Consider the following 14,440-nt stretch of genomic DNA (forward strand, 5'->3'; position numbering starts at 1 on the left):
ACACGTCCACCGTGCTGCTGATCCACCGGTCGGAGACGGCGGACCCGCTTGTCGCCGCGCTCGGCAGGGTGCTCGCGCAAACGTGTGGCGACCCGTTCGGGACCGAGGTCGTGGCCGTCCCCAGCAAGGGGGTCGAGCGATGGCTCGCGCAGCAGCTCAGCCATGTGCTCGGCGCGGAGGCTGGCGACGGGGTGTGCGCGAACGTCCTGTTCCCGTCTTACGCTCGAATCCTCGACGAAGCGGCCGCAGCCGCGAGCAGCGACTACGCCGACAGCGTCGAGGCGTGGTCGGCCGAGCGGTCCGTCTGGCCGCTGATGCGCGTCATCGACGAATGCGCGCCAAGTGAACCGTGGTGTCGCGTCCTCGCCGCGCACCTCGGGCTCGACGGCAGCGGCGACAAGGGCAGACGCTTCGCGGTGGCCGGCAAGCTCGCCCGGCACTTCGAAGCGTACGGCCGCTCGCGCCCGGCGATGCTCCGCTCCTGGCACGACGGAAGCGACGACCAGGGCGACGGCACCCCGCTCCCGGAAGACCTGGCCTGGCAGCCCGAACTGTGGCGCCACATGCGAGAGGCGATCGGCCATCCGTCGCCGGCCGAGTTGCTCGACCATGCGTGTGAGCAGTTGCGTCGGACGGACTCCGACCTGCCCGACCGGTTCTCGATCTTCGGCCCGACGCGCATCTCTCCCTCGCGGGTGCAGGTGCTCGCCGCGCTGGCCGAGCAGCACGAGATCCACCTCTGGCTACACCACCCCTCACCTGCACTGTGGGACAAGGTCGCCACGGCCAACATCGAGCCCAGACGACGCGCGCTCGACACGCTCGTCCGCAACCCGCTGCTCGCGTCGATGTCGCGCGACGTCCGCGAGCTGCAGCAGCTGCTCCAGATGGCCGTTCCCGAGGCGGCGCACGAGCACCACCCGATCGGCGAACGTCCGGCCACACTCTTGAGACGGCTACAGACCGAACTTGCCGACGACACCGTCCCGCGCGAGAGAACCGCGATCGAACCCGACGACGACAGCCTGACGATCCACGCGTGCCACGGCCCGGCCCGCCAGGTCGAGGTAGTGCGCGAGGCAATCCTGCAACTGCTCGCAGACGACAACACGCTCGAGCCGCGCGACGTGCTGATCATGTGCCCGGATGTCGAGGCGTTCGCGCCGCTGGTGGCCGCGTCGTTCGGGATGGCCGACGAGCCGGGCGGTCATCCTGCGGCCGGTCTGCGGGTGAAGCTGGCCGACCGCTCGCTGCGCCAGGCGAACCCGCTGCTGAGCCTGCTCAGCCAGCTACTCGAGCTTGCCGCGAGCCGGGTCACAGCGACCCAGCTGCTTGATCTCGCCGGCGCATCGCCGGTGCGGAAGTTGTTCGGCTTCGACGACGACGATATCGAGCGACTGCGCGATTGGACCGTCGCCGCCAACGCCCGCTGGGGACTCGACGCCGACCATCGCGCCGACTACGGCCTCGGCAACCTGCGGCAAGGCACCTGGCACGACGCCGTCGATCGGCTGCTCCTCGGCGTCGCGATGGAGGAGGGCGAGCAGTGGCTGGCCGACGCGCTGCCGCTCGACGACGTCGACAGCGGCGACATCGATCTCGCCGGCCGCTTCGCCGAACTCGTCGACCGCATCGACGCCGCGGTCCGCACCATCAACGAACAGCGCCCGGTACCTGAGTGGACCGCCCTGCTCGGCGATCTCGTGATGTCCCTCGGCGAGCCGCTGGAGCCGTGGCAGGCGATGCAGCTGCGCCGCGAGCTCGACGCGGTGGCCGAAGCCGCCGGCGACACCGACGTCCGGCTCGGTCGCACCGACGTGACCGTGCTGCTGCAGACGCGGCTGGTCGGCCGTCCCACCCGGGCGAGCTTCCGGACCGGGACGCTCACCGTCTGCACCCTCGTCCCGATGCGCTCGGTGCCGCACCGCGTGGTGTGCCTGCTCGGCATGGACGACGGCGCCTTCCCGCGCCAGGGCGTGGCCGACGGTGACGACCTGCTCGCCCGCGAGCCGCGAACCGGCGAGCGCGACGTGCGCAGCGAGGACCGGCAGCTGTTCCTCGACGCCGTCTGCGCGGCCCAGAAGCACCTCATCATCGCCTACACCGGTGCCGACCCGCGCAACGGCGCCAAGGTACCGCCGTGCGTGCCGCTCGGCGAGCTGCTCGACGCCGTCGACGCGACGGCGCAGGCGCCCGGCGGTGGGCACGCGCGCAGCCACGTCGTCGTCCGGCACCCGCTGCAGCCGTTCGACCGGCGCAACTTCCTGCCCGCCCAACTGGGCCCGCTCGGCCCGTTCTCCTTCGACCCGTCCGGCCTGGCCGGCGCCCGCGCCGCCGCGTCGCCGCGCCACCAAGTGCCACCACTAGTCAGCGCGCCCCTCGGCGACCCGCCGCCGTCAGACAACGTCGGCCTCGACGACCTCGTGCGGTTCCTGCAGCACCCGGCCAAGGCGTTCCTGCGGCAGCGGCTCGACGTCAGCACGGCCACCCCCGACGACGACCCCGACGACGCGCTGACCGTCGAGCTCGACGGCCTGCAGGGCTGGGCGATCGGCGAGCGCGTGCTGCAGCGCTGCATGTCCGGCACCACCCAGCGCACCGCGGCCCAGCTCGAGCGCCTGCGCGGCGATCTGCCGCCCGGCCCGCTCGGCAACCGGGCCCTGCGGGTTATCGGAGGGCGGGTCGACGCACTGCTGCACGCCAGCGAGATCGAACGACGAGTTGAGGCGCGCTCGCTCGAGATCGCCGTTCCGTTGTCCAACGGTCGGACGCTGTCCGGGACCGTCAACGGCGTGCGCGACCACGCGATCCTGACCACCACCTACTCAAGCCTGGGCGCGAAGCATCGGCTCACCGCGTGGGTGCGCTACCTCGCCGTCGTGGCGATGACGGGCGACACCGGGTATCGCGCCATCGCCGTCGGCCGCGACCGGGACGGCGCCCGTCGCTCGATCCTCCACGGCATCGACGCACCGCTCGCGAGGCGCGTCCTCGAGGGGCTCGTGGGCGTGCGAGACGCCGGGCTGCGCGAGCCGCTGCCGCTCGCCCTGGAGACGTCGGCGATCTACGCCGCCCGCCGGCATCGTAACGTCAGCGCCGCCAACGCGCTGGCCAACGCCGAGCAGAAGTGGGAGGCCGACCGGTTCCGGCCCGAGCGCGACGACCCCGAACACGTGCTCGTCTTCGGCGCTGGTGCGCCGCTCACGCGGTTGACCGCCGCTGCCCCCAACGCTGGCGAGGGGTACCCGGACGAGCCCACCCGCTTCGGCGCGCTGGCCCGCCTCGTCTGGGAACCACTGCTCATCGTAGAAGTCGACGTGCTGCCGTGAGGGACTTCGACCTGCTGGGGGACTTGCCGCAGGGGACGACCGTCCTCGAGGCCAGCGCGGGCACCGGCAAGACGTTCACGATCGCCGGGTTGGTGACACGCTACGTCGCCGAGGGTGCGGCCCGGCTCGACGAGCTGCTGGTCGTGACGTTCGGCCGGGCCGCGACGCAGGAGCTGCGCGACCGGGTGCGGGAGCGACTAGTCAGCGCGCGCGACGGGCTCGCCGATCCGGCCGCGGCCCGCGCGGCGTCGCACGACGCGCTGTTGCAGTACCTGGCCACCGGCAGCGATGTCGAGGTTGCGCTGCGTCAGCACCGCCTCGTCCTCGCCCTCGGCTCGTTCGACTCGGCGACGGTCGCCACCACCCACCAGTTCTGCCAGCAGGTGCTCATCGGGCTCGGCACGGCCGGCGATGTCGACGCCGGCGCCGTACTCGTCGAGAACCTCGACGACCTGATCCTCGAGGTCGTGCAGGATCTCTACCTGCGCAAGTGGGTTCACGGCGACGTCGAGATCCCGCCGCTCACCCTGACGGCGGCGCAAGACCTGGCCCGCGCGGTCGTCAACGACGGCCAGGCCGTGCTCGTGCCCGACGAGAGCGCGGCCGTCGACACCCCCGCACTGCGGCGCCGGTTCGCCTCCGCAGTGCGGGCCGAGGTCGACCGCCGCAAGCGCGAGCGCCGGATCCTCGGCTTCGACGACCTACTCACCCGGCTGCAGCAGACCCTCGCCGATCCGTACACCGGACCGTCAGCCGCCGCCCGACTGCGGGCGCGCTACCGTGTCGTGCTCGTCGACGAGTTCCAGGACACCGACCCTGTGCAGTGGGATGTCTTGCGGCTCGCGTTCCACGGCGCGGCCACGCTCGTCCTCATCGGCGACCCGAAACAGGCCATCTATGCATTCCGTGGGGCCGACGTCCAGGCCTATCTCGCCGCGGCCGAGCTCGCCGACCACCAGGCCACCCTCGCGCAAAACTGGCGCAGCGACCCGGACCTGCTGCGCGGCCTGGAGGCGATGTTCCGCGGTGCCGCGCTCGGCGACCCGCGCATCGTCGTCCAGCCGGTGTCGGCCGCGCACGCTGGCCGCTCACTCGACGTCGCCGGTGCGCCGGTGCGCGTCCGGGTAGTCCCGCGCGGTGCCGTGGACAGGCTGGCGGTCGGGCCGGCCCGCGACCTCGTCACCCGCGACGTGGTCGCCGAGATCGTCGACCTGCTCTCCTCCGGCGCGCTGCTGAGTCCGCGCGACGGCTCGCCTGAGCGGCTGGTGCGTCCCGGTGACATCGCGGTCATCGTCCGCACCGGCCAGCAACTCGACCTCGTACACGCGGCTCTGCTCGCCGCCGGCGTTCCGGCCGTGCAGCGCACGACGGCCAGCGTGTTCCGCACCGCGGCCGGCGCCGACTGGATCGTCCTGCTCGAAGCCCTGGAGCAGCCGCACCGCAGCGGACGGCTGCGCCGGCTGGCCATCTCGCCGTTCGTCGGGCTAGACGCCGCCGGGCTCGAGGCGGTCGACGTCGACCGGCTCGGGTTGCGGCTGCGGTACTGGCTCAGCGTGTTCGAGGAGCGGGGCATCGCCGCGCTGTTCGAGACGCTCAGCCGTGACCAGCGGCTGCCGTCGCGGCTGCTCGGCCAGCTCGACGGCGAGCGCCGGTTGACCGACCTGCGGCACGTTGGTGAGGCGCTGCACGCGGCCGCGATGGCCGGGCCGCTCGGCCTCACCGGGAGCCTGGAATGGCTGCGCCACCGGGTCGACGAATCAGGCGACGACTCGTCGGTCGAGCGCAGCCGCCGGCTCGATTCCGACGACGCCGCGGTGCAGGTCGTCACCGTGCACGCCAGCAAAGGGCTCGAGTTCCCGATTGTCCACGTGCCGTTCGGGTGGGACCGGCACGCGTTCGAGCAGGAGATCCCGCGGTTCCACGACGCTTCCGCCCGTCGTGTGCGGAACGTCGGCGGGCCGGGCAGCCCGGACTTCGCCGGCGACCAGCGACGGCACAACAGCGAGGAGTTCGGCGAGGATCTGCGGCTGCTGTACGTCGCGCTGACCCGCGCGCAGTCGCAAGTGACGGCGTGGTGGGCCCCGAGTGACCGGAACACGCCGTCCGCGCCACTGCATCGGCTGCTGTTCACCGATTCTCCCTCGGCCGGGATCGAGGAGCGGGTGCCGGTGCCGAGTGACGCTGCCGCGCTCGCCCGGCTGTCGTCGCGGGCGGTGGACGGGTGTTTGACGGTAACCGCAGCGCCGTTACGCGTTGCTGCGGCGTGGCAGCGACCTGCCGCCACGCCGGCCTCGCTTGCCGCCGCGATCCTTGGACGGACGCTAGACACGTCCTGGCGGCGCACGTCGTACAGCGCTCTGAGGGCCGGGATGCACGACGCGACGCCCGCCATCGGCAGCGAGCCCGAAGTGGATGAGAAGGACGACGAGCCGCAGACGCCGATGTCGGCGCCGCCGTCCAATGCGGAGTTGCTCGCGGTGGCGTCGCCCATGGAGGCGCTGCCCGGCGGCGCCGCGTTCGGCACGCTCGTCCACACCGTCTTGGAGCATGTCGACCCGACCTCGCCCGAACTCGTCGACGAGCTGCGCGCGCAGGTCCGGCTGCAGATCGCCCGGCTCGGGCCGTCCGGGCTCGATGCCGATCTGCTCTCCGAGTCGCTGCTGCCGTCGTTGCGCACGCCGCTCGGCCCTCTCGCCGACGGACGTGCATTGGTCGACATTGCGCCGGTCGATCGGTTGACGGAGCTGAATTTCGAGCTGCCGATGCGCGGCGGTGACCGGCCGAACGGCACGTCCTACCTGCGCGATCTCGCCGGCCTGCTCCGGTCTCACCTGCCGGCGTCCGATCCGCTCGCGTCCTACGCCGAGCTCCTCGACGATCCGGTGCTCGGCGACGCGGCGCTACGCGGCTACCTCGGCGGCAGCATCGACGCGGTGCTGCGGATCGGCGGGCGCTACGTCGTCGTCGACTACAAGACCAACCGGCTCGGCTCGCCCGACGCGCCACTGACGGCGTGGGACTACCGCCGTCCGGCGATGGTCGAGGCGATGCTGCACGCGCACTACCCGCTGCAGGCGCTGCTCTATGACGTCGCGCTGCACCGGTTTCTGCGTTGGCGGGTCCCCGGCTATGACCCGTCGGTTCACCTGGGCGGCGTGCTGTATCTGTTCCTGCGCGGCATGTGCGGGCCAGACGTAGTGGCCGACGACGGCACCGTGCCGGGGGTCTTCGCTTGGCAGCCGCCCTCCTCTCTTGTCGTCGCGGTGTCGGACGTCCTTGCGAAGGGCCTGTCGTGACGAACGTGATCGCGACGCGGGGGAGGGGGCTGCTGAAGACGTTCAACGAGGCTGGAGTGCTGACGGCGGCCGACGTACACGTGGCCTCGCGGCTCGGGGCTCTGGCACGCGAGGCCGACGATCGTGTGCTACTCGCCATTGCGCTCGTCGTGCGTGGAACGCGGCACGGTTCGGTGGTGCTCGATCTGGCCGACGCGGCCCAGACGATCGTTGCGGATGCGGACCAGGAGGAGGTCGAGCCCGCTCCGCACCTCGACTGGCCTGCTCTGGACGAGTGGGTGGCGGCCTGCACGACGAGCCCGCTCGTCACCGGGACAGCCGGCGGCCCGCCACTGCAGATGGTGGCGTCGCGGCTGTGGCTCGACCGGTACTGGCGGCAAGAGGCGCAGGTGGCCGACGACCTGCTGCGCCGCAGTGCCGACCGCCCGTCCGACCTCGATCTTGCGGTTTTGCGACAGGACCTCTCATCGCTCTTCGCGGAGGCGGACGAACCGGATCAGCGGCTCGCGGCGGCGGTTGCAGCGCTGTCGCGGGTGAGTGTGATCGGTGGTGGGCCAGGCACCGGCAAAACGACGACGGTGGCCCGGCTGATCACCGTGCTGAGCCGCCAGCTCGGGCCCGGGCTCCGGGTCGCGCTGGCAGCGCCGACCGGCAAGGCGGCGGCCCGGCTGGAGGAGGCAGTGCACTCGGCGGAGGGGCCGCTGACCGCAGAGGATCGCGCGTCGCTGGCGCGGCTGTCGGCCTCGACGCTGCACCGCTTGTTGGGTTGGCGGCCCGGGGTGTCAAGCCGGTTCCGGCACGACCACGAGAACCGACTGCCGTATGACGTGGTAGTCGTCGATGAGAGCTCGATGGTGTCACTGACGCTGATGGCCCGGCTGCTCGAAGCGCTTGCGCCCGCGACCCGGCTGGTGCTGGTAGGCGATCCCGATCAGCTCGCCTCGGTAGAGGCCGGGGCAGTGCTCGGCGACCTCGTCGACCAGGACGACGTTGGACCAGCGACCGCTTCGTTTCGTACCTCGCTCGCGCAAGCGACCGACGGCGTCCCGGCCGACGTTCGTGCGGAGGCCCCCGGTGCCATGCTGCGCGAGTCCGTGGCCCTGCTTCGGACCGTCCACCGGTTCGACGCCGGCGGCCCGATCGCGCAACTCGCTGAGCACGTCCGTGCCGGCCGGGCGGACGACGCGCTCGCGCTGCTACGGGCCCAGCCACCCGGTCTCGCGTTCTTCGAGACGGCCGAAGACGAGGCCATCACTAGCACCGCGCTCGCCGCGGTCGTCGATCGCGTCGTGGCCTACGAGAGTGCGGTGATCGACGCAGCCCGGGCCGGCGACGTGACGCAGGCGCTGGACGCCCTCGAGCGGCACCGGCTGTTATGCGCCCACCGGGCCGGGCCGCGTGGCGTGCGGTGGTGGACCGATCTCATCGAGCGCCGGTTGGCTCTCGATCTGCGCGTGACCCCGCGTCCCGACGGCCGCTACGCCGGGCAGCCGCTGCTGGTGACGTCGAACGACTACGAGACCGGCCTCTACAACGGCGACACTGGCGTGGTGATCCGGGAGGGAGACGAACTGGCCGCCGCGTTCCGCCGCGGTGGCGAGCCCATCGTGCTGCCGCTCGCCCGGTTGTCGGACGTCCGCCCATTGCATGCCATGACGGTGCATCGTGGGCAGGGCAGCCAGTTCGACGTCGTGACGGTGCTGCTGCCGCTCGCGTTGTCGCCGCTAGCTACCCGACAGACCCTCTACACCGCGATCACGCGGGCGGCGGACGAGGTGCGGCTCGTCGGATCGGCCGATTCCGTGCTCGCCTGCGTGCAACGTCAGGCTGCCCGGGCGACCGGCCTTCGGGATCGGTTAGCCGGACCGCTCACTCCAGTGGCGACGACGAGGAGCCGAGAGCAAACGTGAGCCGGTGGGGCTCAAAAGCCTTGGCCCGCTCGTGTTTGCCGGGCTCCGGCATGGTCATCTGCGTGTTGTTCAGCGCTGTGTACGCGGCCTTTCGGATGCTTCTGGGGCTCCGGCCACGGTGTGGAACATCCTGCATCGGGCCGGGCCTGGACCCTGCGCCACGACGTGGCGGTCCGTCGTGGCGGGAGTTCTGCCGGACCCAACCGACGACGATGCTGGCATGCGACTTCTTCACTGTCGACACCGTCCTGCTGCGACGTATCTATGTGTTCTTTGTCCTCGAGGTCGGCACCCGGAGGGTTCATATTCTCGGGGTCACGCGGCATCCAACGGGGGAGTGGGTCACCCAGCAGGGCCGCAACTTCCTGATGGCGCTTGGGAGCGGGCTGACGGGTTCCGGTTCTTGGTCCGTGATCGCGACACGAAGTTCACGGCTAGCTTTGACGTGGTGTTCGCTGGCGCCGGTATCGAGGTGCTGCGGAGCCCCGGCGGGCACCGAAAGCCAACGCCTATGCCGAGCGGTGGGTGAGCACGATCCGGCGTGAATGCCTGGACCGGATGCTGATCTTCAGCGAGCGGCGACTCATCCACGTGCTGGGCGAGTACGAGGAGCAGTACAACACTCATCGTCCGCACCGCTCGTTACAACAGCGTCCGCCTATCGCAGACATCGACATCGGGGCCAACCGCAAGGGAGCTGTCGAGCGGATCGGGATCCTCGGTGGAGTGACCAGCGAATACCGTCACGCCGCCTGAACTCACGGTTGAACGCGGCGGCCGAGGTTGTTGAGCCCCACACTGCTCGCCTAGTCGGCCCGAGCTAGCGCAGGGTACTATCGCCGGCGCGACCATCGACGGCCGCTCGCCGCCTGACGCACCTCCAGGCTTTCGAGCAGTCGGGCCGCTTGCGCGTGCTTGTCGGCGAACCGGGCTGGGTCGGCATGAGCCAACTCGGCATAGATCCGGATCGCCTCGCGGGTCTGGCTGACCGCATCAGTAGTGCTGAAGTTGTGCTGATACCGCCAGTGCGACTTCTTGAACAGCGCGTCGGCCCGCTCGGCCGGGTCCATCAAGGTGTCATCCTGATTCTCATTGACGGCGCCCCGGATTCGGGCTTCCAGAGTGGCTTGCAGCGACCGCGCGAAGCGGCGTAGACCATGCCTGGTGGGCTGGTAGGAGAGAACCCGGCGACCGATCAGGAGTTCATCCAGAGCGGTCGAGTCGGCCGGTGTCGCGGCTTGTATCGCCTCGAGTCGGCCGGCCTCCCCTACGATTACGCAGCGCTCGCCGAGGCGCGTCAGCATGTCGGAGACTTCCCAGGCGACGTGCCCGGTCGGATACGAGATGTCGATGATCGCGGCGTCGGCGTGCAACGCGAACCCAGACACGCCGGCTCGCCATAGGTCTGCGTCGCGGCTTGTTTCGACGGTGACGACAGCCAGTTTGGCCGCGAAGAATGACCGCGTTTGGTCCCTCAACTTGTTGCGGATCTCGAGCAGGTCTTCGACGGATCCAGCGGAATACCTGCTGTCCCGCCGCTTCGCATCGTCGGCCAGTGCAAGAGCCGAAAAGAGTAACGGCACGCTGAGCAGCGCCGTGATGATGCCAGCCGCAAAGATTGCGGCGCAGACACCGACGATGCCGATGATGTTCCAACCCGACGTCGATCCCGAGACGAATGCAACCAGGAAGTACACCGTCGACCCGAGCAGGCACACGACGAAAAGTGCCCGGTAGATCTTCGCGACCCCTACCGCGATTTCGATGCCGACTTCGGCCGCGGCTCCACCGATCGACAGCGCCGATCGGATCGCTCGCGCGCCGGTCGAGATGGCGGCCACGTTGCCGTCGTCGAGCGTAATTACCAGCCAACGGCGGCCCATCCGGTTGAGGGCGGCAGAAACGGCGCTCGTCGCGTCCGTATCGCCGAACCGTCTCAAGAACAGCGCGCGATTGCGCCGGGAGTTCTGCATCAGCACACCTGGATACGGACCGCCGATAGCGATCACGGCCGTTGGCCAGATCAGCCATAGGTTCGAACGAACCACGTCCGGAACATGCGATAGAACCCGCCCCGCTTGCTCGTCCGGGGCGAAAGTTTGGATCGCAAATACGATCAGCAGCGGGCCCACGAGGAGTAGGCAGATGGCTGAGGCTGCTACGACGGACGTACCGATGGCGGCTAGTAGCGGTGGGCCGAATCTTTCGCCAAACCGCCGCCGCGGGCCGGCCGCAACGATCTCGAAGGTCATTTCTGTTCCATGTCGCCCGATCGTCGATCGCCCGGCGAGGCGAACCTGACGAATGCCCAGACCAATTGTATCGTACGGGTGAGGCGATTTAGGGATTTTGGGATGTACCAGGAGGTCGGTTTCGATGTCCGGCCCAGGTTTAGGAGAGTTGCCGCGCCCGATTCGGGTCTTCATATCCTCACCGTTCCTCGACCTGCACAGCGAACGAGAAGAGCTCGTCAAGCGGGTGTTCCCGGCGCTGCAGGAGAGTTGCGACGAGCGGGGCCTGACCTGCATCGAGGTCGACCTTCGGTGGGGTATCACCGACGCCCAGGTCAGCGACGGAGAGATGTTGGGCATCTGCCTGGACGAGATCGATGACTGCCGGCCCTACTTCATCGGGCTGCTCGGCGACCATTACGGCTCCGAGATCCAGGGCGTCGAACCAGCGATGCTGCAGCGTCATCCGTGGCTGGCCGACCACATCGGCGAATCGGTAACCGAAATCGAGATGTTCCACGGCGCATTGGCCGCGCCCGAGGCAGCCGCCCGGGCCCTGTTCTACTTCAGAACCAGTCACAACGGCGATCCGTCGCCGTCACGCGAGCGGGTTCAATCGCTCAAAGACCGGATCACGGCCAGCGGATTGACGGTCCGGGAGTGGTCGGGACCGGTCGAGAACCTGGGCGATCTCGTCCGTCGGGATCTCGATGCACTCGTGCGCGAGGACTATCCCGACCGACCGCCGCCCGGTGCGCTCGAGTCGCAGATCGCCCACCAGCAAGACGTCGTGCACGCACAGGCCGAACTGCACGTCGGACGGGCCGACGAGCTCGCCGTCATCGGCGGCTACCTCGAAGCCGGCGGACCACCCCTCGTCGTCACCGGTCCGTCTGGCATCGGCAAGTCGGCGCTGCTGGCCACGACCGCGCTTCGCTGGCTCGATGCCATCGTCCATTTCACGTCCGCGTCGCCGTCGAGCACCGATTGGGCGGTGCTCTGCCGCCAAGTGCTGAGCCGGCTGATCGACGAATACGACCTGTCGGCTGACATCCCCGAGAACCCGGACGCACTTCGTGACGCCTTCGCCAAAGCGCTCCGCGACGCCTCTGGACGTTCTCGCGTCGTCCTGGTTCTCGACGGGCTCGATCAACTCGACGATCACGAGGGTGCGCTCGACCTGAGTTGGCTGCCACAGCCGCTGCCGGAGCGCGTTCGGGTGATCGCGTCCGCGCTGCCCAGCCGCGCACTCGACGAGATGCGGCGCCGCGGTTATCGCGAAGTCGAGGTCGGGCGGCTCGAGCCGGCCCACCGGGCCGAGATCGCGCGCCGCTACCTCGGTCAGTACGGCAAGAGTCTGGCGGCCGCCGAGATGGACGACTTGATAACCGCACGACAAACCGAGAACCCGTTGTTCCTGCGTCTGCTGCTGGGCGAGCTGCGCGTGCACGGAGCCCACGACACCGTCCACCAACGCCTGACCGCCTTGTTGAGCGAGCCCGACGCGGCCGCCTTGTTGGCGTCGATATTTCACCGTTGGGAGGCCGACTACGAGCGCGGCCGTCCCGGTCTGGTCGCAACGGCCCTGCGGAGTCTGCGCGCGGCCCGCTCGGGCCTGTCCGAGAGCGAGCTGCTCGACCTGCTCGGCTCACCGGGGCAGCCGCTGCCGCACGCGGTGTGGGCACCGTTGCGGCGAGCCTCGAAGTCGGTCGTTGCCGACCGGGGCGGACGTCTCATCTTCGCTCACCCGCAGGCGCGGGACGCCACGACCACCCGCTACGTCGGACGGACGGGCGACATCGACGCCGCTGACCACCGGCGACTCGCGGCCTACTTCGCCGACCTGCCGCCCCGCCACCCGCGCCGCCTCGAGGAGCAACCGTGGCAGCTGCTGGCCGCCGCTGACTTCGCCGGCCTACACCGGCTGCTGGTCGATGTCGACTTCGCCGAGCCGCTCTACGAAGCTCGTCCCTTCGAGTACCGCGAGCTATGGACCGCGCTCGAGGCACAGTCGAGTCATCGACTTGCGGATGCGTTCGGCGAGATCGTCTCCAACCCGTTGGCCTACCCGCTTCGACAGGCCTGGTTCGTCGCCCGGCTCTTCCTGAACACCGACTACGCCACGAACGCTGAGGCGATCTACCGGTACGTCGAGGACTCGGCCCGGTCCGCAGGTGACGAACCGCTGCTCGTCCAAGTGCTTCGCGATCGCGCAATCGCGCTGGAACGTCTCGGTCGACTCGACCCGGCGCTAGCCGCCATGCGCGACAACGAGGCGATCTGCCGGCGGCGGGCCGACGACGCGGGGCTGCGGATGGTGCTGAACAACCAGGTCTCAGTCCTGGCCAAGAAGGGGCTCTGGGACGAGGCCGAGCGGATCGTCCACGAGCACCGGCAGCTGTGCGAGCAGGCTGGCGACGAGGCCGGGTTGTTGCAGGCCTATGTCGGCGAAGCGATGGTCCTGCAGCGGTCGGCCCAGTACGCGCGGGCCGATGACGCGCTTCGCCAGGCCGAGAGGCTCGCGCTTGAACGCGGCGATCTGGACGATCTGCAAATCGTCCTGGGCAATCGGGCCGCCTGCTTCCAGGGACGCGGCCGGATCGACGAGGCGTTCGAACTGCTGGCCCGGCAGGAGGCGATCTGCCGCCGCAGCGGTGATGCGCGTTCGATCGCGCGCCTGCTCGGCAGCCGCGCGATCGCCCTTCGCCAGCGGGGCGATCTGATCGGTGCATGCTCGGCCCACGACGAACAAGAGGCGATCTGCCGCGAGCGTGGATTCGACGATCAACTCCAAGCCGCGCTCGGCGATCACGGTGTCATCGTGATGGCCCTCGGCGACCACGACACCGCCATGACGATGTTCATCGAGCAAGAAGCGATCTGCCGCCGAGTCGGCCTCAAGAGCGGACTGGCCCGGTCTTACGGGCTGCAGGCTCTCATTCACGACCTGCGCGGTGCCTCGGGCCGCGCGCTCGAATTGCATCGAACCGAGGCCGAGATCTTCCGCGAACTCGGCGAAACGTCTGAGCTGATACGCGCCTTCGACAACCAGGCGCGCGTTCATCGCGAACGCGGGGAGTTGGCCGAGGCCATGCCGCATCACGCTGAGGTCCGTCAACTCTGCGCTTTGATCGACAGCCCAAGTGTGCTCGCGCGGGCGTGTGGCAACGAAGCCGAGACGCGGCGGCTGATGGGGGATCAGACCGGCGCCGAACGTCTTTATCGCGAGCAGCTGGCCATCAGCGACGAGCTGTCCGATCCGAACGGGCAGCGAACCGCGTGGAGTGGGCTCGCGCTGGTCGCGCACGATCAAGGCGACGATTCGAGCGCTCTGGACCTGAGCCGGAAGGCGTCGGCGGCCGCGCGCGAACTAGGGATCTTTGACGTCGAGACCAGAGAGCTTGCGTTCCAGGGTGACATCCTTTTCGACCAGGCCGAGTTCGCCGAAGCGCATGCCGCTTATGTCGGGCAAGCAGAGGTCGCCCGCGAACACGGCCAGCCGGCCCCACTCGCGCTGGCCCTTTTCAACCGCGCCAAGATCTTGCTGATGACTGGGCAACAAGTTCCTCGACCGTTAGTGGTCGAGGCTCTGGAGCTGGCCCGAGCGCACGGCCTGATCAATCTCGAGGAAGCGGCGGCCGAGTTTCTCGTCGTACTCGATTCGCTCGCCTGAT

The 14,440-nt window shown here is 69.5% G+C and carries 6 protein-coding genes; 5 read left to right on the top strand and 1 reads right to left on the bottom strand.

The window, feature by feature from the left end:
* Positions 1-11 precede the first annotated feature (11 nt).
* The 4 genes from recC (at position 12) to CPH63_RS22955 (ending at position 9,291) form a co-directional block, all read left to right on the top strand.
* Positions 12-3,329, top strand: a complete 3,318-nt coding sequence (gene recC, locus CPH63_RS13860) for an exodeoxyribonuclease V subunit gamma (RefSeq protein ID WP_096303477.1) — start codon at positions 12-14, stop codon at positions 3,327-3,329.
* Positions 3,326-6,625, top strand: coding sequence for a UvrD-helicase domain-containing protein (locus CPH63_RS13865; RefSeq protein WP_197704353.1), 3,300 nt, complete (start codon positions 3,326-3,328; stop codon positions 6,623-6,625). The genes recC and CPH63_RS13865 overlap by 4 nt, the downstream gene beginning before the upstream one ends.
* Complete coding sequence (recD, locus tag CPH63_RS13870; protein ID WP_096303478.1) at positions 6,622-8,535, top strand: exodeoxyribonuclease V subunit alpha; 1,914 nt, start codon at positions 6,622-6,624, stop codon at positions 8,533-8,535. Before CPH63_RS13865 ends, recD begins: the two co-directional genes overlap by 4 nt.
* A gap of 525 nt (positions 8,536-9,060) precedes the next feature.
* Positions 9,061-9,291, top strand: a complete 231-nt coding sequence (locus CPH63_RS22955; RefSeq protein ID WP_206745554.1) for an integrase core domain-containing protein — start codon at positions 9,061-9,063, stop codon at positions 9,289-9,291.
* Positions 9,292-9,368: 77 nt separating this feature from the next.
* Here the strand turns inward: CPH63_RS22955 and CPH63_RS13880 are convergent, their stop codons facing one another.
* Positions 9,369-10,787, bottom strand: a complete 1,419-nt coding sequence (locus CPH63_RS13880) for a hypothetical protein (protein WP_096303479.1) — start codon at positions 10,785-10,787, stop codon at positions 9,369-9,371.
* A 148-nt stretch (positions 10,788-10,935) separates the two neighbouring features.
* Between CPH63_RS13880 and CPH63_RS13885 the strand changes: the two genes are divergently transcribed.
* The gene (locus CPH63_RS13885; RefSeq protein WP_172892212.1) at positions 10,936-14,439 is read left to right on the top strand and encodes an AAA family ATPase; all 3,504 of its coding nucleotides are present in this window, start codon (positions 10,936-10,938) and stop codon (positions 14,437-14,439) included.
* Position 14,440: the final 1 nt, after the last annotated feature.

The sequence above is a fragment of the Jatrophihabitans sp. GAS493 genome (genome assembly GCF_900230215.1).
In the GTDB taxonomy this organism is placed as follows: Bacteria; Actinomycetota; Actinomycetes; order Mycobacteriales; family Jatrophihabitantaceae; genus MT45.

Bases quoted from the DNA above. Each gene is read 5' to 3' on its own strand.
- CPH63_RS13880 (WP_096303479.1), bottom strand. From the start codon at position 10,787: ATGACCTTCGAGATCGTTGCGGCCGGCCCGCGGCGGCGGTTTGGCGAA.